General features: G+C 45.7%; 21 protein-coding genes. 13 read left to right on the forward strand and 8 right to left on the reverse strand.

Annotated features, from left to right (window positions below; translation table 11 throughout):
* Window positions 1-12 precede the first annotated feature (12 nt).
* The 5 genes from EXZ60_RS05270 (at window position 13) to rraA (ending at window position 4,247) form a co-directional block, all read left to right on the forward strand.
* Complete coding sequence (locus EXZ60_RS05270) at window positions 13-555, forward strand: SPOR domain-containing protein (protein ID WP_017043196.1); 543 nt, start codon at window positions 13-15, stop codon at window positions 553-555.
* Between the two features lie 120 nt (window positions 556-675).
* Window positions 676-1,242, forward strand: a complete 567-nt coding sequence (gene hslV, locus EXZ60_RS05275; RefSeq protein ID WP_017046778.1) for an ATP-dependent protease subunit HslV — start codon at window positions 676-678, stop codon at window positions 1,240-1,242.
* Between the two features lie 35 nt (window positions 1,243-1,277).
* The gene (gene hslU, locus EXZ60_RS05280) at window positions 1,278-2,609 is read left to right on the forward strand and encodes an HslU--HslV peptidase ATPase subunit (protein WP_013855851.1); all 1,332 of its coding nucleotides are present in this window, start codon (window positions 1,278-1,280) and stop codon (window positions 2,607-2,609) included.
* A 122-nt stretch (window positions 2,610-2,731) separates the two neighbouring features.
* Complete coding sequence (locus EXZ60_RS05285) at window positions 2,732-3,649, forward strand: 1,4-dihydroxy-2-naphthoate polyprenyltransferase (protein WP_017043197.1); 918 nt, start codon at window positions 2,732-2,734, stop codon at window positions 3,647-3,649.
* Between the two features lie 76 nt (window positions 3,650-3,725).
* Complete coding sequence (gene rraA, locus EXZ60_RS05290; RefSeq protein ID WP_129532797.1) at window positions 3,726-4,247, forward strand: ribonuclease E activity regulator RraA; 522 nt, start codon at window positions 3,726-3,728, stop codon at window positions 4,245-4,247.
* 105 nt (window positions 4,248-4,352) lie between these two features.
* On the opposite strand, the gene EXZ60_RS05295 is transcribed toward rraA, so the two are convergent.
* On the reverse strand, window positions 4,353-5,690 hold the full coding sequence (locus tag EXZ60_RS05295; RefSeq protein WP_185762017.1) for an MATE family efflux transporter: 1,338 nt from the start codon (window positions 5,688-5,690) through the stop codon (window positions 4,353-4,355).
* 147 nt (window positions 5,691-5,837) lie between these two features.
* Window positions 5,838-6,611, reverse strand: a complete 774-nt coding sequence (gene tpiA, locus EXZ60_RS05300) for a triose-phosphate isomerase (RefSeq protein ID WP_026027419.1) — start codon at window positions 6,609-6,611, stop codon at window positions 5,838-5,840.
* A gap of 292 nt (window positions 6,612-6,903) precedes the next feature.
* Between tpiA and EXZ60_RS05305 the strand changes: the two genes are divergently transcribed.
* A complete protein-coding gene (locus EXZ60_RS05305; RefSeq protein ID WP_013855856.1) occupies window positions 6,904-7,251 on the forward strand; it encodes a 5-carboxymethyl-2-hydroxymuconate Delta-isomerase in 348 nt (115 codons plus the stop codon).
* Between the two features lie 17 nt (window positions 7,252-7,268).
* Complete coding sequence (locus EXZ60_RS05310) at window positions 7,269-7,694, forward strand: DUF805 domain-containing protein (protein WP_026027889.1); 426 nt, start codon at window positions 7,269-7,271, stop codon at window positions 7,692-7,694.
* Window positions 7,695-7,770: 76 nt separating this feature from the next.
* Here the strand turns inward: EXZ60_RS05310 and EXZ60_RS05315 are convergent, their stop codons facing one another.
* Together EXZ60_RS05315 and EXZ60_RS05320 are read right to left on the reverse strand one after the other, a co-directional pair.
* Entirely contained in the window at window positions 7,771-8,109 is a 339-nt protein-coding gene (locus EXZ60_RS05315; RefSeq protein ID WP_013855858.1) for a DUF3135 domain-containing protein, read from the reverse strand.
* A gap of 116 nt (window positions 8,110-8,225) precedes the next feature.
* On the reverse strand, window positions 8,226-8,843 hold the full coding sequence (locus EXZ60_RS05320; RefSeq protein WP_017043200.1) for a metalloregulator ArsR/SmtB family transcription factor: 618 nt from the start codon (window positions 8,841-8,843) through the stop codon (window positions 8,226-8,228).
* A gap of 252 nt (window positions 8,844-9,095) precedes the next feature.
* Here EXZ60_RS05320 and EXZ60_RS05325 point away from each other — a divergent pair, with 252 nt between their 5' ends.
* From EXZ60_RS05325 to EXZ60_RS05345, 5 genes are all read left to right on the forward strand, one after another.
* The gene (locus EXZ60_RS05325; protein ID WP_010317634.1) at window positions 9,096-9,386 is read left to right on the forward strand and encodes a co-chaperone GroES; all 291 of its coding nucleotides are present in this window, start codon (window positions 9,096-9,098) and stop codon (window positions 9,384-9,386) included.
* 69 nt (window positions 9,387-9,455) lie between these two features.
* Window positions 9,456-11,090 (forward strand): chaperonin GroEL, encoded by a 1,635-nt coding sequence (groL, locus tag EXZ60_RS05330; protein WP_013855861.1) that lies wholly within the window; start codon window positions 9,456-9,458, stop codon window positions 11,088-11,090.
* A gap of 1,122 nt (window positions 11,091-12,212) precedes the next feature.
* On the forward strand, window positions 12,213-13,871 hold the full coding sequence (gene ltrA, locus EXZ60_RS05335) for a group II intron reverse transcriptase/maturase (protein WP_194570797.1): 1,659 nt from the start codon (window positions 12,213-12,215) through the stop codon (window positions 13,869-13,871).
* Window positions 13,872-14,001: 130 nt separating this feature from the next.
* Window positions 14,002-14,289, forward strand: coding sequence for a hypothetical protein (locus tag EXZ60_RS05340; protein ID WP_194570796.1), 288 nt, complete (start codon window positions 14,002-14,004; stop codon window positions 14,287-14,289).
* Between the two features lie 308 nt (window positions 14,290-14,597).
* The gene (locus tag EXZ60_RS05345) at window positions 14,598-15,155 is read left to right on the forward strand and encodes a hypothetical protein (RefSeq protein WP_026027420.1); all 558 of its coding nucleotides are present in this window, start codon (window positions 14,598-14,600) and stop codon (window positions 15,153-15,155) included.
* 51 nt (window positions 15,156-15,206) lie between these two features.
* On the opposite strand, the gene EXZ60_RS05350 is transcribed toward EXZ60_RS05345, so the two are convergent.
* Window positions 15,207-15,680, reverse strand: coding sequence for an MgtC/SapB family protein (locus EXZ60_RS05350; protein ID WP_013855863.1), 474 nt, complete (start codon window positions 15,678-15,680; stop codon window positions 15,207-15,209).
* Between the two features lie 72 nt (window positions 15,681-15,752).
* Window positions 15,753-16,775 (reverse strand): EF-P beta-lysylation protein EpmB, encoded by a 1,023-nt coding sequence (gene epmB / locus EXZ60_RS05355; RefSeq protein WP_277435425.1) that lies wholly within the window; start codon window positions 16,773-16,775, stop codon window positions 15,753-15,755.
* 33 nt (window positions 16,776-16,808) lie between these two features.
* Between epmB and efp the strand changes: the two genes are divergently transcribed.
* Entirely contained in the window at window positions 16,809-17,375 is a 567-nt protein-coding gene (efp, locus tag EXZ60_RS05360; protein ID WP_017043203.1) for an elongation factor P, read from the forward strand.
* A gap of 124 nt (window positions 17,376-17,499) precedes the next feature.
* Here the strand turns inward: efp and frdD are convergent, their stop codons facing one another.
* A complete protein-coding gene (gene frdD / locus EXZ60_RS05365) occupies window positions 17,500-17,877 on the reverse strand; it encodes a fumarate reductase subunit FrdD (protein ID WP_010317640.1) in 378 nt (125 codons plus the stop codon).
* A 12-nt stretch (window positions 17,878-17,889) separates the two neighbouring features.
* Window positions 17,890-18,273 (reverse strand): fumarate reductase subunit FrdC, encoded by a 384-nt coding sequence (gene frdC, locus EXZ60_RS05370; protein WP_017043204.1) that lies wholly within the window; start codon window positions 18,271-18,273, stop codon window positions 17,890-17,892.

Genomic DNA, 18,273 nt, shown 5'->3' on the forward strand with positions numbered 1-18,273 from the left:
TTTGAATTCTCTGTGGCTAATAAAGATTATGTAAGGCGCGGTCGTAGTCCGAAAAAGCCGACCCCGAAAAAAACAACTCCACGTCGTAAACCTTGGCGTAGTGGCTTATTGGCACTGTTGCTCGTTTCCGGTTTTGGTTATGGGCTGTTCTTACTCAGCCGTGATCCTGAGCCGCCTCAAGCGGTTGTGGTTCCTACAAAACCAGTCGCAAAACCTAAGCCAGAGAAAGTGATTCCACCGCCCCCTGAGGAAAAATGGGATTACGTGGATAGCTTGCCGAAACGTGAAGTAGAAGTGGTAGCCAAAGAACAAAAAGTGTCTGAAATCCCTTATATCATGCAGTGTGGGGCGTACAAAACCTCGGCACAGGCTGAAAGCCGTAAACTTGATATCGCGTTTCAGGGTTTAAAAAGTGAAATCCGAAAAACGGAAGGCAGCAGCTGGTATCGCGTGGTATTAGGGCCATACAAATATAAGCGTGATGCGCAGCGTGACGAGCATAAATTACAACGCGCTAAAATTGAGCCGTGCGCCATTTGGACTGAACCACAATAAGAGCGATCACTCACCGCATCCAATCGATTCGCGGTGAGTGTTTTTTGTGACTTGAAATCTTCCCCAACCATCCTCATATATTTGCTAACTCCATCGTGAAAACAAATAAGAGGTCCTGTCGTGACTACCATCGTCTCTGTACGTCGTAATAATAAAGTTGTCATCGCCGGTGACGGACAAGTATCGCTCGGTAATACCGTAATGAAAGGCAACGCGCGCAAGGTTCGCCGTCTGTACAATAATCAAGTCTTGGCAGGGTTTGCAGGTGGCACAGCCGATGCGTTTACCTTGTTTGAGCGCTTTGAAAGTAAGCTGCAAATGCATCAAGGTCATCTTACTAAGGCCGCGGTTGAGCTGGCAAAAGATTGGCGTAGTGACCGAGCACTGCGTAAGCTAGAAGCGATTTTAGCGGTGGCTGATGAAACGGCATCGCTCATTATTACGGGCAATGGTGACGTCGTTCAACCAGAAAACGACCTGATTGCTATCGGTTCGGGTGGTAATTTTGCTCAAGCTGCGGCGACTGCATTATTAGAAAATACCGATTTAGATGCACGTGAAATCGCTGAAAAAGCACTGAAAATTGCGGGCGACATTTGCGTGTTTACCAACCATTTCCACACTATCGAAGAACTAGAAATACCGGCGGAATTGCTACTGCAACAAACAGTGATCACCGAAAAATAAAGACAGTGTTAGGGTAAAGAATTAAGGAAAATCTGATGTCTGAAATGACTCCACGTGAAATTGTTCACGAATTAAATCGCCATATTATTGGTCAAGATAAAGCCAAACGTTCGGTGGCGATTGCGCTGCGTAACCGCTGGCGTCGCATGCAGCTCGAAGAGAGCTTGCGCGCCGAAGTAACGCCGAAAAACATTTTGATGATTGGTCCAACTGGGGTGGGAAAAACGGAAATTGCTCGTCGTCTCGCCAAGCTTGCCAACGCACCATTTATTAAAGTGGAAGCGACCAAATTTACCGAAGTGGGTTATGTTGGTAAAGAAGTGGAAACCATTATTCGCGATTTAACCGATGTCGCGGTAAAAATGACTCACCAGCAAGCGATGGAAAAAGTGCAATTTCGCGCGCAAGAGCAAGCAGAAGAGCGTATTTTAGATGCTTTATTGCCGCCAGCTCGTGATGCTTGGGGAGAGAATGAAAAGGGCGAAGAGAGCTCGAACACTCGCCAAATCTTCCGTAAAAAGTTGCGTGAAGGAAAGCTCGACGACAAAGAGATTGAAATCAATGTCGCTGTCCCTCAAATGGGGGTTGAAATTATGGCACCTCCGGGTATGGAAGAAATGACCAATCAGCTGCAAGGTTTGTTTCAGAACCTTGCGGGAGATACCAAGAAAAAACGCAAACTCAAAATCAAAGAGGCCTTCAAAGCTTTGACTGAGGAAGAAGCGGCAAAATTGGTCAATCAGGAAGAGCTGAAAGATCAAGCTATTTTTAATGTTGAAAATAACGGCATTGTCTTCATCGATGAGATTGACAAAATCTGTAAACGCGGCGAAAGCTCAGGTCCAGATGTGTCGCGTGAAGGAGTGCAACGTGATTTGCTACCTTTGATTGAGGGCAGTACTGTCTCGACTAAGCACGGCATGGTTAAAACTGATCATATCCTCTTTATTACGTCGGGTGCATTCCAAGTGGCGAAGCCCTCTGATTTAATCCCCGAGTTGCAAGGCCGCTTGCCGATTCGCGTCGAACTTGAAGCATTATCGAGCCATGACTTTAAACGTATTTTGACTGAGCCGAAAGCCTCTCTGACCGAGCAGTATATTGCGCTGATGAAGACGGAAGAGGTGCACATTGAATTCACTGAAGATGGCATCACTCAAATTGCGGAAGCCGCGTGGAAAGTGAATGAAACCACGGAAAATATCGGCGCACGTCGCCTGCATACCGTGATGGAGCGTTTGATGGATGAAATCTCATTTGATGCAACAGAAAAACCTGGCTCCTCAATGATTATCGATGCCGCCTATGTCAAGCAGCGCCTAGGTGAGTTAGTCGAGAATGAAGATTTGAGCCGCTTTATTCTTTAGCGGGTCGAATGGCCAGTAGACCGTTTGTAGCCCGTCCAAAGTGACGGGCTTTTTATTGCCGTGTTATACTCGTCAGCAGAACAGTATATACTGACCCCTTTTTTGAACGGCAGTGACCTTGCATGAAGAATTCGCTCCATATCTGGCTTGATGCGGCCAGGCCTAAAACGCTCCCTCTCGCGCTAGTTTCTATTTTAACGGGCAGCGCGTTAGCTTTCTCATCGGGCCATTTTTCGTTGCCAGTAGCGCTGCTTGCTCTGCTTACCGCGACCTTATTACAAATCTTATCTAACCTTGCAAATGATTATGGTGATGCGGTCAAGGGCACGGATAATGAGGCTCGCTTAGGGCCAATCAGGGCGATTCAATCCGGTGCGGTGACGCTCGATGATATGAAGCAAGCGATGCTGATTAACATCACATTGACGGTTATCTCGGGTTTGGTGTTGATCTTTTATGCACTGGATAGCGTGCAAAGTATTCTGGCTTTTGTCGGACTGGGCGTGCTCGCTATTGTGGCCGCGATTGCTTACACGGTCGGTAACAAACCCTACGGCTATGTCGGCTTAGGTGATTTATCCGTATTCATTTTCTTTGGTTTACTTGGGGTGTCTGGAACCTATTTCTTGCATACCGGCCATGTGGAACCGAGCCTGTTCTTACCCGCGTTAGGCTGTGGCTTATTGGCAGTAGCGGTGCTCAATGTCAACAATATGCGTGATATTGAAAATGATGCAGTTTGCGGTAAAAAAACCGTTGCCGTACGTCTTGGGCAAACGCGCGCCAAGCAATATCACTTTATGCTATTGGCGGGTGCGGTGATCGCTTTTGCTTGGTATTTGGTGATGCAAAGCAGCCCAACGTGGATCAGTTTGCCCTTTTTGTTGAGCATTGTGGTAGTGGTAAAACACAGTAAAGCGGTGTGGGTGAGTGATCAACCTGCGCAGATAGCACCTATGATGCCCGCTATCGTCAAATGTTCACTGATCACCAACTTGTTGTTTGTTGGAATTGTTATAGCTCAAACTCTGACGAGTTAATTGTCGCTTGTCATTGCAATGACTTAATGACCCTATATACTCGGTGAAGATAATTTTCGGCAAGAGAAGAACCATTATGGAATACAACACCTCTGCGTTATGTGATATTTATCTCGACCAAGTCGATGTGGTGGAGCCAATGTTTAGTAACTTTGGTGGAAGCGCATCCTTTGCTGGCCAGCTTACGACGATTAAATGTTTTGAAGATAATAGCTTAATCCGTGAAGTATTAGAGCAAGATGGGCTAGGACGGGTGCTGTTAATTGATGGTGGTGGTTCACTGCGCCGTGCGCTGATTGATGCAGAATTGGCCGCTCTTGCTGAAGAAAATGAGTGGGAAGGCATCGTTGTTTACGGTTGTGTCCGCGAAGTGGATGAACTCGAAGAGATGAGCATCGGCATTCAAGCGCTCGCCTCTATTCCTGTTGGAGCATCCAATCAAGGTATCGGTGAAGTGGATGTGCCTGTCAATTTTGGTGGCGTCACTTTCCTACCTGAAGATTATTTATACGCTGATAATACGGGTATTATTTTATCTCCTGAGCCTTTAAATGTGGATATGGACTTAGATGATGACCTTGACGAGATTGAAGAGTAGTTTCTCGCGCTGAAAGGCGATGCTTCTAAGTGATAAAGCCAGCATGAATGCTGGCTTTTTTATATTTAGTTCACCACGACGTGCTCAACCAGATAAATGGTAGCATTAGCGAAACAGGTAAGTTCGTTTTAGACGCAGGGCGTAGTAATAACCCAGCAGCCCACCTAAGGTATTGCCTGCGGCAATCCCGATAAACAGCCCTTCGACATCATAGAGATACGAACCTAACCACGCGGCAGGAAGAGTGAACACAAATAGCCGCATCACGCTCCACTGAAAGGCGCGCATGGGTTGATGCAATGCATTCAATCCAGAGACAAGCATCATCACAATGCCTTGAAAGCCATAGCTCAGTGGCACCACCAGCAAATAGTGCCACAATAGATCGCGCACCGAGGGCTCTTGAGAAAATAGGGCTGACAAAGGGATGCTCAGCGGTACCATCATCGCAAAAATCATCAATTGAAATACGATAGAAAAACGCATGCTGAGGAACAAGCCAGCAAAGCTACGCTCAATATTTTTTGCGCCGATGTTTTGTGCCATAAAGGGAGTCAGTGCTGAGGTTAGTGACATCAAGACCAAAATGAGTATCGACTCAATACGCTGCGCGGCGCCGTAAGCGGCCACGGCAGCCGTGCCATGACTGGCCAGCATTATCATTAATAGCGCGCCAGAGAGTGGATTCATTGCATTGGAGAGTGCCGCTGGTGTGCCCACTTTTAAGATCTGCTGCCAATCATGCCATAAAGTAGGAAAATACGGCCATGCCAATAATTTTTCTCTTTTGATTAAGATATATAGCGATCCACACAGTGCGCCTAACCAACTGAATGCACTGGCAATAGCAGCACCTTGGATTCCTAATTCAGGGAAAGGGCCATAACCAAAAATCAGTAGCGGATCGAGCAGACCGTTAATACAACCTGCGAGCATCATAATTTTAGCCGGCGTTTTGGTGTCACCCGTGGCTCGAATTGCGCTGTTACCAGCCATGGGAATAACGAGCAAAGGAATGGTCAAATACCAAACCTGCATGTATTGCTCAATCAAAGGGATTAAATCGTCAGTGGCACCAAGCAGTAGGAAGAGTGGCTTAATGGTCAGTAAACCCAGAATTGAAGCAAATGTCACCAGCACCACAGCCAGTAACACGCCGTGACTGGAAAAACGCGCTGCATTTTTAGCGTCACCTTGACCGAGTAAGCGGCCAATACTCGTCGAAAGTCCAATACCAATTCCCATGGTGATGCAGTTAACCGCAAAGGTGACGGGAAAGGTAAAACTGATGGCGGCAAGAGATTCGGTGCCCAGCAGTGAGATAAAAAAGGTGTCGACCAAGTTAAACATCAAAATCGCGATCAAACCAAAAATCATTGGGATCGTCATTTGACTGAGCACATTTGGAATTGGGGCGGTTAATAGGCCGTGTTTATCGTGCATTACTGGCAACGTAGGTTAAGCAAAACGTTAGGATACTTGATTCTGGCGATCGCGACTATAGCTGCTGGGATGGGAAGTGTGACGCGAGTGAAGAAACAAAAAAGGCCAGCAAATGCTGACCTTCTTAACGATAATTAGTGTGAATAATTACGCTTTTTTCGCTTCAGCTGCTGCTTTTGCGATAGCTGCAAAGCTTTTCGCATCAAGTGCTGCGCCGCCAACTAGAGCACCATCAATGTCTGGTTGTGCGAAGTAAGCTGCTGCATTTTCAGGTTTTACAGAACCGCCGTATTGGATAACGACATTCTTCGCGACTGCTTCTGATTTTGCAGCAATGTGCGCGCGAATGGCAGCGTGAATACGTTGAGCATCATCTGCTGTTGCTGCTTTACCTGTGCCGATCGCCCAGATTGGTTCGTAAGCGATGATCGCACCTTCTAGCGCTTCAACACCTTGAGTGTTGATCACAGCGTCAAGTTGACGTGCACATACGGCTACTGTTTCGCCAGCTTCGTTTTGTGCTTCAGATTCACCGATACAAAGTACTGGTGTTAGGCCATTTTCTTTTAGGAATGCAAATTTTTGCGCCACAAATTCATCGGATTCGTTGTGGTATTCACGACGCTCAGAGTGACCAATGATGATGTGTGTTGCACCGAATTCTTTCAGCATTGCTGGAGACATATCGCCAGTGAATGCGCCACTGTTGTGTACGTCGCTGTTTTGGGCACCCAGAATGATCGCGCTACCCGCATCGGTCAGAGTGCGCTCTGCTAGGTCAATAAAAAGTGCTGGTGGAGCAACGGCTACGTCAACACCCGTTACGCCTTCAAGCTCTGCATTCAGACCATTTAGCAGCTCAACAACCATCTCTTTGCTGCCGTTTAGTTTCCAGTTACCCATAACTACAGGATGACGCATAGGAATATCTCCATTATCTATCAAAGTTAAAATGAATGAATGTCAAAAATAAACGTGATTGCGAAAGAATATAACAGATAAAATCGGTCAGATCATGATTCGAGTCATGACTTTATGGGATCTTAAGCAATGCGTGACACCCCTTATCAGTGATCAGATAGACAGAATAGCCGATAATGGCTCGGATTTTACGAGATTAATTGCTATTAGTGGCTGTTAAAAGAAAAGCTAGTGATACCAATAAGGCTCACCAGTGTTGAAATTTGATCATGAATGAAGAAAAGGAATTCGTATGCCCAACCTTGTTATGGAATACTCGAACTCTGTGGATGAGCGTGTGAATGTTCAAGGGTTATTGGAAGATCTTCACCAAGTCGCACTTCGCTGCGGATTATTTGACGCTGACTCAGTGAAATCACGGGCGCTACGCTGCCACCATTGGTGCATTGGTGAAGAGGGCGACAGTGTTGATTTTATTCACCTCAGCTTTGATTTGCTGTCAGGGCGGACACCTGAACAAAAAAGAGAGTTGTCACGTCAATTAATGACGGTATTGCAACAGCAAGCTAGTCAAGTCAGGAGTCTGACCGTGAATGTGCGTGATATGGATAAAGATTGCTTCCAAAAGGTTGTAAATTAACCATTTTAGGTAACAAGATGTCAATTAAAGAACTGCTATTTTCATTTCAAGGACGCATCGGGCGCAAAGTATTTTGGATGTGGAATCTCTGTTATTACGCGTCCATTATGGGCTTCGCACTCGCTGCAAACCAAATATTTCCTGCCTATACGCACCTGATCTTGCCGCTGTTTTTGCTAGTGGTGTTACTGCCTGATTTGGCCATCACGGTAAAACGTTGGCATGACAGAGATAAGTCTGCTTGGTGGTTATTGCTTAATGTCCCCTTGGTGATCGGCCGTATGAGTATGCCTTTTGCTAGTGCCGAGATTGCCACTCAAGCCAGTATGACAGAGTCATTGGTATCGCTGGTCGCACTGGTTTGTGGCTCATGGATTTTAGTCGAATGTGGTTTTATGAAGGGAACGCAAAGCCGCAACCGCTACGGACCTGAACCAGAGTAAACTTGATAGAAAAAAATTGATGAAACAACAGGAGGCCAATGCCTCCTGTTGTTTTAAAAAGCTTCAAATAGCGAGGTTAACGCCAGTCGCTGTGGCGCGGCACAAATGGAATGATGGTCGCGCTCGGTTGAGTGCGCGCCGATTCGCCATCTAAGGCATTTCTAAATTTCATCATCTGTTCGCCGAGCTCACGCATCAGCATAACATTAGCATGGACAGGGTTTTTGCATTGGCTCACCACCAAGTCAATGTGACTTTGCTGAGCCCATAACCTGTCTTGCATGTTGTTGGAAGAGGAGAGGATCATCTCTTCACAGATATCTTTTTTCAGTTGCGTAAAGGCATCTGGATTATGTTTGGCAAGTTCAACCAACTCATCAAAAGAAGGTAAGGCCTGTTTTTGAGGGGGCTCCATATCTTTCTCCTTTACACTATTTCTCTGTTGATTGTTTTATCAACACAATGAAAGCATAACCGATCAATGAGGTAGGAGTTGGAACGAAATCGCCATTTCTTACTAATGAGACGATCTTAGCGTGGTGTGATTTGATAACGGCAGCGACGCTCACCCATAATGATGTGTTCGCTCCGCTCAACTACATATTGCTCACCGATCAACGTTTGGAAAATATTAAGTTCAGATTGGCACAGATTAGGGCAGCGTGCCGCAGCTTTACAGATAGGGCAATGGTTCTCAATTAAAGTGTAACCGTTCGTTGATGGTATGAGCTCTGCCATATAGCCTTCTTGCTCACGAAGCGTCACTAGCTTAGCTAGTTTTTCTTCTAAACTGTGGCAATCAATTAATGCTTGTTGATACTGTGCTAATGTGTGAGCTTCACGCTCTGCCGCCACTTTGGCTAGTCCTTCTTTACCAAAAAGGTGCTCAACAGCATCAATCACTTGGATGATTAACTCGCCATGCCGATCAGCAAATTGGTCGTGGCCTTGTTGTGTCAAAGACCAGTGTCGAGTAGGGCGTCCGACTTTTACTTTGACATCATGAAACGCCACAATGCCATCATCTTCCAAACTTTGTAGGTGCTGGCGAGCCCCCATGGTGGTAATACCTAGGTCGTCGGCCAGTCGTTTAGCGGTTACCGCTCCATCGCGTTTGATGGTTTGAAGTATTCGGTCAATGGTTTTCATCGCATTCCTCTGTTTGCCTTATCTATTATGAAGAAGCAGCTTAATAAAGCAAATTATTGACTATACAGGATGAGCCGCTAGTAACTTTTGTCAGCACAGAACCAAGATTCGCTATCAATTCGTTAAATAGATCACAAAATTTTCGCTTTCCCCCCTTGGGATCCCTTGCTTGCTCCCCCACATATCACTCACGAGCTGAGTAATCAGCCTTTTCATAAACCTAACGGAAAATCTAATCAGGAGAGACGACCGATGAACATTCGTCCATTACACGACCGAGTTATCGTTGAACGCCAAGAAGTTGAATCTAAATCTGCTGGTGGCATTGTTCTAACAGGTTCCGCTGCAGAGAAATCGACTCGCGGCGTCATCTTAGCAGTAGGCAAAGGCCGAATCCTTGAAAATGGTTCGGTACAACCGCTGGATGTCAAAGTAGGTGATACGGTTATTTTTGCAGAAAGCTACGGTACTAAAACGGAAAAGATCGACGGTAAAGAAGTGCTCATTATGTCTGAAAACGACATCATGGCGATTGTCGAGTAAGCATTGAGTAATTTTTGCTCTGATTCAAAAACGATTGATTAAAACAGAATTTAGAAAAGGAAATTAAAGATGGCTGCTAAAGACGTTAAATTTGGTAACGATGCACGTATTAAAATGCTAGAAGGCGTTAATATTCTAGCCGATGCAGTAAAAGTCACCCTTGGCCCTAAAGGCCGTAACGTTGTGATAGATAAATCGTTTGGTTCACCTATTATCACCAAAGATGGTGTCACTGTTGCGCGTGAAATTGAACTGGAAGACAAATTCCAGAACATGGGTGCACAAATGGTGAAAGAAGTTGCTTCTCAAGCTAACGATGCAGCGGGTGACGGAACGACAACCGCAACGGTATTAGCGCAAGCGATCATCACTGAAGGCTTGAAAGCTGTAGCAGCGGGTATGAACCCAATGGATCTTAAGCGTGGCATCGACAAAGCTGTCGTGGCGGCGGTTGAAGCGTTGAAAGAGCTTTCAGTACCTTGTTCAGACACTAAAGCGATTGCGCAAGTGGGTACTATTTCTGCGAACTCGGATTCAAGCGTGGGTAACATCATTGCTGAAGCGATGGAAAAAGTGGGCCGAGATGGCGTTATCACTGTTGAAGAAGGCCAAGCACTGCAAGATGAACTCGATGTAGTGGAAGGCATGCAGTTTGATCGTGGTTACCTATCTCCTTACTTCATTAATAACCAAGAAGCGGGCAGTGTTGATCTAGATAGCCCATTCATCCTATTGGTTGATAAGAAAATTTCTAACATTCGCGAACTGCTTCCTGCACTTGAAGCGGTAGCAAAAGCTTCTCGTCCACTACTGATTGTGGCGGAAGATGTTGAAGGTGAAGCATTGGCGACGCTAGTTGTGAACAATATGCGTGGTATTGTAAAAGTTGCTGCCGTGAAAGCACCTGGTTTTGGTGATCGCCGTAAAGCGATGCTACAAGACATTGCTACCCTAACGGGCGGTACTGTGATTTCTGAAGAGATCGGTCTTGAGCTTGAAAAAGTGACCTTGGAAGATCTAGGCCAAGCGAAGCGCATCTCTATCACTAAAGAAAACACCACCATCATTGATGGTGCAGGTGAAGAGCAAGCCATTAAAGGTCGCGTTGCACAAATTCGTCAACAAATTGAAGACGCAACTTCAGATTACGACAAAGAAAAACTACAAGAACGCGTGGCCAAACTGGCAGGTGGCGTTGCAGTGATCAAAGTCGGTGCAACCACTGAAGTTGAAATGAAAGAGAAGAAAGATCGCGTAGAAGATGCACTGCATGCAACTCGCGCAGCCGTTGAAGAAGGCGTGGTTGCGGGTGGTGGTGTTGCACTGATCCGTGCGGCTGCTAAAGTTGCGGGCCTTGAAGGTGACAACGAAGAGCAAAACGTAGGTATTCGTGTTGCACTACGTGCGATGGAAGCACCAATTCGTCAAATCGTGAAAAACGCGGGCGAAGAGGATTCTGTTGTAGCTAACAATGTTCGCGCTGGTGAAGGTAACTATGGTTACAACGCTGCGACGGGTGAATATGGCGATATGATCGACATGGGTATTTTGGATCCAACCAAAGTGACTCGTAGTGCTCTACAGTTCGCAGCTTCAGTCGCGGGCCTCATGATCACCACAGAAGCTATGGTGACTGAGCTACCGAAGAAAGAAGCGGCAATGCCTGATATGGGCGGCATGGGCGGTATGGGAGGGATGATGTAGTGCGACGAGAGTCGCGTAGGTAGGCTAGCCGAGCGGGCTACGTCCATAGTAACCACTAACTTTATGTTGTGGTTACTATCCCACCCGCCGAAATAGCAAATAAATAAAACCCGATATTCGGGCTTAACCCAAGCCCGAATATCGGTCCTCGTAAGAGGTCCGATTTTAGGCATGGGTGAAAGTCTGTGTCCCTCGCTTTAGGCGAATGATATACGTTGAAGCAGCACTATTAGTGTCTGTGAAGTAACGGGAATATTCGTGTCTTATTTAAGCTTGAGCCACCTACACGGTGCGAAGCTGTTTTCATTATTGTCTTAACCAATTTCATACTCGGACGGGTAGGTGATTGGACAGTGAGACCTATTGTTCAGCCAATAGTAGCCTAGGGATAGTGCATCTGCGGTAACGCGGTGTGCGGAGCTTCCTGACAATGTACCCCCACGCAAGTGGTTAATCCTTGCTGCGAAGTGAAGGTTAAGACAATCGCCAATAGCAGGTGGTTGAGGGGCTAGGCTGAGTTATATGGTTAACGTAAGTGAACTACTGATAAACACCGTCAGCCTCGACGAGCGTAAGGCTATTGTTGTGACGACTAATTATCCCTTTGGGAGGATTAGTCGTCACTAACGCTCTGACCAAAAGGTATATGGCCGGTTATCTCTTTTACATCTGGGGATACGCTGACTCATGCGCCATCGGTGGATAGGTAGAACCTAAGTAACTCGTGTAATGAAAATGGAACTCGGAAACCCCGTATCTTTGCCCCAATAGGGCAGGCAACTCGTAAGAGACGCTGTTGAGGATGCGGGAACAGGAGAGCAGAAAAAGCGAAAGCCAGCTTGTAATGAGCTGGATAGAAAGCCAACGTGCTTTCACCGGAAACGGGGCCCACGTCTGCTTGGTCTTTAATTGCGTGAAAATCAGTAAAGCCGTCAAGTTTTACGGTAGTTGAAACTGTCAGAGTCCAATTGTGGGCGTTACCTTTCCTATTTGAGGATCTAGGGTACTGTCAGCAACAAGTTCAAGCCTCATAGGGTAAATCTCTGCCCTATGGGTCACAGATGCGCCTTATGTTGCTTGTTTAACTTATCGTTAATGGAGGAAAGCAAGGTGCATACTTCAATGCAAATTGACGTATCTGCATCCTCCCACCAGACACAGCAGTGGCACAGCATCGACTGGTCACTAATGTATCGTACGGTGAGAGGGCTACAGGTACGGATCGCAAAGGCAACGAAAAAGTCTGACTGGCGACAGGTCAAAAGACTGCAACGCATGTTAACTCGTTCGTTTGCTGCCAAGGTGATAGCCATTCGGCGCGTCACTGAAAACAGAGGGAAAAACACACCGGGTGTTGATGGAGAAATCTGGAACACTCCTGCTTTGAAATGGGGAGCCATAGACCAACTGATGCGTAAAGGCTACAAGCCAAGTCCGCTGAGGCGAGTCTATATTCCTAAAGCTAATGGCAAGCGTAGGCCGCTGGGAATACCAACCATGCGTGATAGAGCAATGCAGGCACTATACCTGTTAGCTCTTGAACCCATATCGGAAACCACGGCGGATCGAAACAGCTATGGCTTTCGCCCGAATCGCTCTTGTGCTGATGCTATCGAACAATGTTTCGTGAATCTCAGCCGCAAGGCTAGTGCGAGTTGGGTGCTGGAGGGCGATATCAAAGGGTGTTTTGACTTTATCAGTCATGACTGGCTTATCGACAATATCCCCATGGATAAGGCGATACTCAAGAAATGGCTGAAAGCCGGATTCATGGAATCTGGGAAGTTCAACTTGACGGAGGCGGGTACACCACAAGGTGGGATTATCTCACCCGTACTTGCCAATATGGCCCTAGATGGACTGGAAACGGTGCTCGAATCTCACTTTGGAAAGAAGAACACTAAAGCCAGTTACAAAACTAAGGTCAATTATGTGCGTTATGCAGACGACTTTATCATTACTGGGATCTCGAAAGAGTTACTGGAAGATGAGGTTTTACCGATCGTTGAAGCCTTTATGGCAGAACGTGGACTGCAATTGTCAGCAGAAAAAACGCTGATTACGCACATAGACGACGGGTTCGATTTTCTCGGGCAGAATTTGCGTAAATACGACGGCAAGATGTTGATTAAGCCGTCAAAGAAAAACGTGAAGAATTTGCTGCGCGGTATACGAAATTATCTCAACAGCCATAAAACGGTGCCAGCTTCAGCGGTGATAGCAAAGTTGAATCCGATGATCAGAGGATGGTGTAACTACCACCGCTGGGTATGTGCAAGTGAGACATTCAAGTATATCGATTACCGGATCTGGAAAATGTTGTGGCAGTGGTGTCGCCGAATCCATTTGAATCGCCGTAAGCGCTGGATTAAAGAGAAATACTTTAAAACGGTGGGTGATAGAAACTGGGTATTTAGCGCACTGAAACCGAAAGGGGAAGATGGCCACTACCGCTTGCAGAGTGCAGCGAGAGTGAAAATCGACAAACATGTGAAAATTCGGGCAACAGCTAACTGTTACCTACCGGAGGACGAACAATACTTTGAGCGTTTGAAGATGCAAAGATTGAAGAAATCTTTGTCGGGTAACTGGAAGCTATGGAAGATTGTCGAGAGACAAGACTACAAATGTGCGGTGTGTCACCAGCAGTTCAACTCAGAAGATGAATGGGATATTCATCATATCGTCAGAAGAGTGGATGGCGGCACGGACATAAGCTCGAATTTGATGATGTTGCATGTTAACTGCCATAGACAACTACATGCAAATTCAAATGGTTGAATATCAGGAAGCAGCCCCCATATATAACTATAACTTGATAGATATCAGTCTATTGAGGAAGGCTCTAGAATTTTATTCTGGCTTATTAATTTATTAATTTATTAATTTATTAGTTATAGGTAGTTGCTTAATGAAACTAAAAAACCTGAAAGGGACAAGTAATAATACTTGTCACTGTAATAGTTGGCTTGATCACTGGCTCGAATACAGCGGTGCTAACTCACTTCCAAGTCAATGTGGAGAAAAATCTTGTTTGAATAGTCCAGAAGTTGGGGCTCATGTTATCAAGGTAAACTCAACAGATAAAAAGTGGTACATCGTACCGCTCTGTAAGAAGCATAATAAGGAAGATGAAGAGTTCGAATTATATAGCTCTATCAAGTTGGCTCCTGCCTTGGTCAGTGAAACCTGCGGTTAATTTGTTGCTGGTTCATACGTAAGTGTGAATTTATAAAGGCTTGAGCCGTATGCGGGGAAACTCGCACGTACGGTTCTTAGGGGGCGGTGGTGCAGTAATGCGTCGCCGCTACCCGACATCATCCTCTCTCAATAAGAAACCGGAGCTTGCCTCCGGTTTTTTTTCGCATAATTAGCTCAATCCTGACGTTTGAGTGATCCGACTCTTCTAGACTTCGTCTCTTCACTGATCACAATTTGGTGATGATGTGAGTGAAATAGCGTGAACAAACCAAATATTAACGGTTTCATTGGTCAATGGAGATCTTTATGAAAAAAGTACTTTCAGCACTAGCCGTAGTGGCTGCGTTATCTTCTTCTGTTGCGATGGCTGGCACTCCAGTTATGTTTTCTTCCATTAATAACTTCAATGCGCCGGATGAAAATGCGGTATCAGGTGTTCGTGTTGCGGCTCTTTACGGTAAAGTGAATGAAGTTAAAGGCTTAGATCTCGCCGTTGTTGGATTATCTGAAACTGACTCTACGACGGGTGTAAATTTAGGTCTTTTAGGGGCATCGAAAGTCAATCAAGAGATGACCGGTGCTTCACTCGGTTTGTTAAACTGGAATACAGGGCAAACCGTGGGTGCTAACGTGGGTGTAGTGAATCTGACCAACAATGTACAAGGTGCTAACGTCAGTCTAGTGAACTACTCTGAAGGTAATACCATGGTTGATGTTGGTGCAGCAAACTTCTCTGATACATCGAAAGTGCAAGTGGGTTTGTTCAACAAAACCACAAAAATTGAAGGTGTTCAGGTTGGTCTAATTAACTGTGCGGATAACGGTTTCTTTAAGTGTTTTCCTATCATCAACTTTGCTAAATAGCCGATGAATTGAAATCGAAAGAGCAGCATCAAGCTGCTCTTTTTTTTCACCTTATGTACGACGACGAAAGCGTTGATGAACACCACGGCGCAAACTTTGAAAGCTATTTTCTACCTTATCCACGCCATACAACACACACAATGCCAATACCGTGATAATGATGGATTGCTGTAAGTAACCAAGACCGATCATCAATCCCAGTGATGCCAGTACCCAAATAACAGCGGCTGAGGTGACGCCATGGATTTTCCCATCTTGAGTCATCATCACGCCTGCGCCTAAAAAACCAACCCCAGTAATAATTTGTCCAAGCACGCGAGCTTGATCTAAGGTGTTAGGGGACAGTGATACGGCCATCGCTAGAAAGAGGTAAGTCCCTGAGATGATTAATATTGATGTGCGAATGCCCACCGGTTTGCCACGGGTTTGGCGTTCAACGCCAATCAGTAACCCATTGATAGCACAGCACAATAATGCAGACCAACTGAATGGACTAAGATCAAGAAATTGTCCGAGAGATTGCATGATGGTTTTCCCAAAAGTATGAAGGTAAGAGTTCGTTGATTGACACCGAACCGCTCTTTTGAAGTTCTGTAATTATTCAAGATGCAGATCGAGTGGCGTTTTACTGGCTCTGCCACCGATTTCTCGAGTTAGCTTAGCAACAAGATAGCCCGAGACTCGCTCAATGACACCTGCCATTATTTCTTTTGCTTTTTGATCACTAACAAAAAAGTGCGCTGCGCCTTGCACTTTATCCAGCACATGCAAGTAGTAAGGCAAAATTCCTGCATCAAATAACGTTTCGCTGAGCGCGACTTGCGCGTCAACGCTATCATTAACACCTTTTAACAATACACCTTGGTTGAGTAAGGTAACATTGATGGCGCGCAGACGACTCATCTGCTGTTTGAATTCTAGATTGATTTCATTGGCATGGTTAATGTGCGTCACCAAAATGACTTGTAAGCGAGTTTCACCCAGCAGATCACACAATGCATCGGTGATTCGAGCGGGGATCACCACGGGCAAGCGCGAGTGAATACGCAATCGTTTAATATGAGGCACGCTGCTGATTGCATCGATGAGCCAACGCAGTTCTTCATCTTTCGCCATTAACGGATCACCGCCCGATAAAATGACCTCATTGAGCTCGGGATGCGCGGCAATATAGTCGACGCTTTGCTGCCACACCTGCTTTGAGCCTTTATTCTCTTGGTAGGGGAAATGACGACGAAAGCAGTAACGGCAGTTAATTGCACAACCACCTTTGACTATCATTAGCACTCGGTTGCGGTATTTATGCAGCAATCCCGGAATGGCATTGTTTTGCTCATCAAGCGGATCATTTGAGTACCCATCATGCCATTCAAACTCTTCATTGAGTGGTAAAACTTGACGCAACAGGGGATCGTAAGGGTTTCCTTTTTCCATGCGATCAACAAAACTTTGTGGCACTCGTAGTGCGAAGAGTTTGCGTGCGGCAAACCCGTTTTGCCAAAGGGCAGGATCAATCTCTAACTGCTGGAGAAGCTCGGCAGGGTTTGAGATCGCATTCGTTAATTGTTGAAGCCAGTTTTGCTCAACAGAATCAAGTTTTCGGGTTATTATATGCGGCATTGAATTTAACTCGAAGAATGGTAAGAGGAAAAAATGGCTACTGTTAGCACGAATGAATTTAAAGGCGGTCTCAAAATTATGCTTGATAATGAGCCTTGTGTCATTCTCGAAAATGAATATGTGAAACCAGGTAAAGGCCAAGCCTTCAACCGTGTCAAAATCCGTAAACTTCTTTCTGGCAAAGTGTTGGAAAAAACATTTAAGTCAGGTGATTCAGTAGAAACGGCTGACGTAATGGATATCGATCTTGATTATCTCTATAACGACGGCGAATTCTACCACTTTATGAATAATGAAACATTCGAGCAAATTGCGGCGGATAATAAAGCGGTGGGTGAAAGCGCAAAATGGCTAGTGGAAAACAACACTTGCATGTTGACGCTTTGGAACGGTAACCCAATTGCGGTAACGCCACCAAACTTTGTTGAACTGGAAGTGGCTGAAACTGATCCGGGCTTGAAAGGTGATACGCAAGGTACGGGTGGTAAACCCGCTACGTTGGTCACTGGTGCTGTGGTACGTGTGCCACTGTTCATCTCTATCGGTGAAGTGATCAAAGTGGATACCCGCTCTGGCGAATACGTAGGTCGAGTCAAATAATCACCTAAAAGTAAGTAAGAAGGTCGCTCGGTAAGCGGCCTTTTTTATTGCTCCAAAGCTGAGTGAGTGCCGTAATAAAAAAGAGCTGCCGAGGCAGCTCTTTGATGTCATCACTTTTCTATCTTTAAATCATAAAGATAAAAACGACTGCGAGCGCGGAAATCAGCCCAGCAAACGCATAACAAGCGATTTTACCCACTAAACCGGTGTGGAATTTTAGGTCATGCATACCGTGATGGACACGGTGCATGGCATGCCACATCGGTAAGGCTAATGTGCCAATGATAAACAGTGCGCCGATGATGCTAGTCGCAAAACTCGAAACGCGTTCATAACTCATTGCTTCAGCATCGATAATGCCTAATGGTGCTAAAATACCCAACACGAGAATGGTGATCGGGGTAATCATCGCAAACCATGTTCCACCAGCACCAAACAGCCCCCACCAGATAGGTTCATCAGAACGTTTTGGCGTGCGATTTACCTTATAATTGTTGTTCATGACTATAAGCTCCTACACCACGATGAGAACAATCAGTGAGATAAACGCAACCGCTGCCCACTGAGTTAAGACGATGATTTTCTTGTCGATTAGCTTACCTTTCAAGCGGATTGGCATCACTTGCGGCATCATGCTAAAGAAGGTTTGTGCATGCAGCAAACTCCCCGCCAACGCGACAATATTGATTGCGACCACAATTGGGTTTGCCATAAAGCTTAGCCAGCCTTCCCATGCTTCAGGGCCTTTAACCAAGCAGCCCAAGCCAAAGGTAAGGAATAAGGTAAAGAATATCAGTGGCAGTACCGTGGCTTCACGCAACATGTAGAAGCGGTAGAATGGGTGATCTTTCCACCAAGTACGTGTCATTTCACGAACGTAAGGTTTACGGTTACTCAT

The sequence above is a fragment of the Vibrio sp. 1151_11 genome (assembly GCF_029478525.1).
GTDB lineage: Bacteria > Pseudomonadota > Gammaproteobacteria > Enterobacterales > Vibrionaceae > Vibrio > Vibrio anguillarum.

Excerpts from the sequence above, each read along its gene's own strand:
- hslU (WP_013855851.1), top strand. The coding sequence starts at position 1,278 with ATGTCTGAAATGACTCCACGTGAAATTGTTCACGAATTAAATCGCCAT.
- EXZ60_RS05285 (WP_017043197.1), top strand. The coding sequence starts at position 2,732 with ATGAAGAATTCGCTCCATATCTGGCTTGATGCGGCCAGGCCTAAAACG.
- rraA (WP_129532797.1), top strand. The coding sequence starts at position 3,726 with ATGGAATACAACACCTCTGCGTTATGTGATATTTATCTCGACCAAGTC.
- EXZ60_RS05295 (WP_185762017.1), bottom strand. The coding sequence starts at position 5,690 with ATGCACGATAAACACGGCCTATTAACCGCCCCAATTCCAAATGTGCTC.
- tpiA (WP_026027419.1), bottom strand. The coding sequence starts at position 6,611 with ATGCGTCATCCTGTAGTTATGGGTAACTGGAAACTAAACGGCAGCAAA.
- EXZ60_RS05305 (WP_013855856.1), top strand. The coding sequence starts at position 6,904 with ATGCCCAACCTTGTTATGGAATACTCGAACTCTGTGGATGAGCGTGTG.
- EXZ60_RS05310 (WP_026027889.1), top strand. The coding sequence starts at position 7,269 with ATGTCAATTAAAGAACTGCTATTTTCATTTCAAGGACGCATCGGGCGC.
- EXZ60_RS05315 (WP_013855858.1), bottom strand. The coding sequence starts at position 8,109 with ATGGAGCCCCCTCAAAAACAGGCCTTACCTTCTTTTGATGAGTTGGTT.
- EXZ60_RS05320 (WP_017043200.1), bottom strand. The coding sequence starts at position 8,843 with ATGAAAACCATTGACCGAATACTTCAAACCATCAAACGCGATGGAGCG.
- EXZ60_RS05325 (WP_010317634.1), top strand. The coding sequence starts at position 9,096 with ATGAACATTCGTCCATTACACGACCGAGTTATCGTTGAACGCCAAGAA.
- groL (WP_013855861.1), top strand. The coding sequence starts at position 9,456 with ATGGCTGCTAAAGACGTTAAATTTGGTAACGATGCACGTATTAAAATG.
- ltrA (WP_194570797.1), top strand. The coding sequence starts at position 12,213 with ATGCAAATTGACGTATCTGCATCCTCCCACCAGACACAGCAGTGGCAC.
- EXZ60_RS05340 (WP_194570796.1), top strand. The coding sequence starts at position 14,002 with ATGAAACTAAAAAACCTGAAAGGGACAAGTAATAATACTTGTCACTGT.
- EXZ60_RS05345 (WP_026027420.1), top strand. The coding sequence starts at position 14,598 with ATGAAAAAAGTACTTTCAGCACTAGCCGTAGTGGCTGCGTTATCTTCT.
- EXZ60_RS05350 (WP_013855863.1), bottom strand. The coding sequence starts at position 15,680 with ATGCAATCTCTCGGACAATTTCTTGATCTTAGTCCATTCAGTTGGTCT.
- epmB (WP_277435425.1), bottom strand. The coding sequence starts at position 16,775 with ATGCCGCATATAATAACCCGAAAACTTGATTCTGTTGAGCAAAACTGG.
- efp (WP_017043203.1), top strand. The coding sequence starts at position 16,809 with ATGGCTACTGTTAGCACGAATGAATTTAAAGGCGGTCTCAAAATTATG.
- frdD (WP_010317640.1), bottom strand. The coding sequence starts at position 17,877 with ATGAACAACAATTATAAGGTAAATCGCACGCCAAAACGTTCTGATGAA.
- frdC (WP_017043204.1), bottom strand. The coding sequence starts at position 18,273 with ATGAGTAACCGTAAACCTTACGTTCGTGAAATGACACGTACTTGGTGG.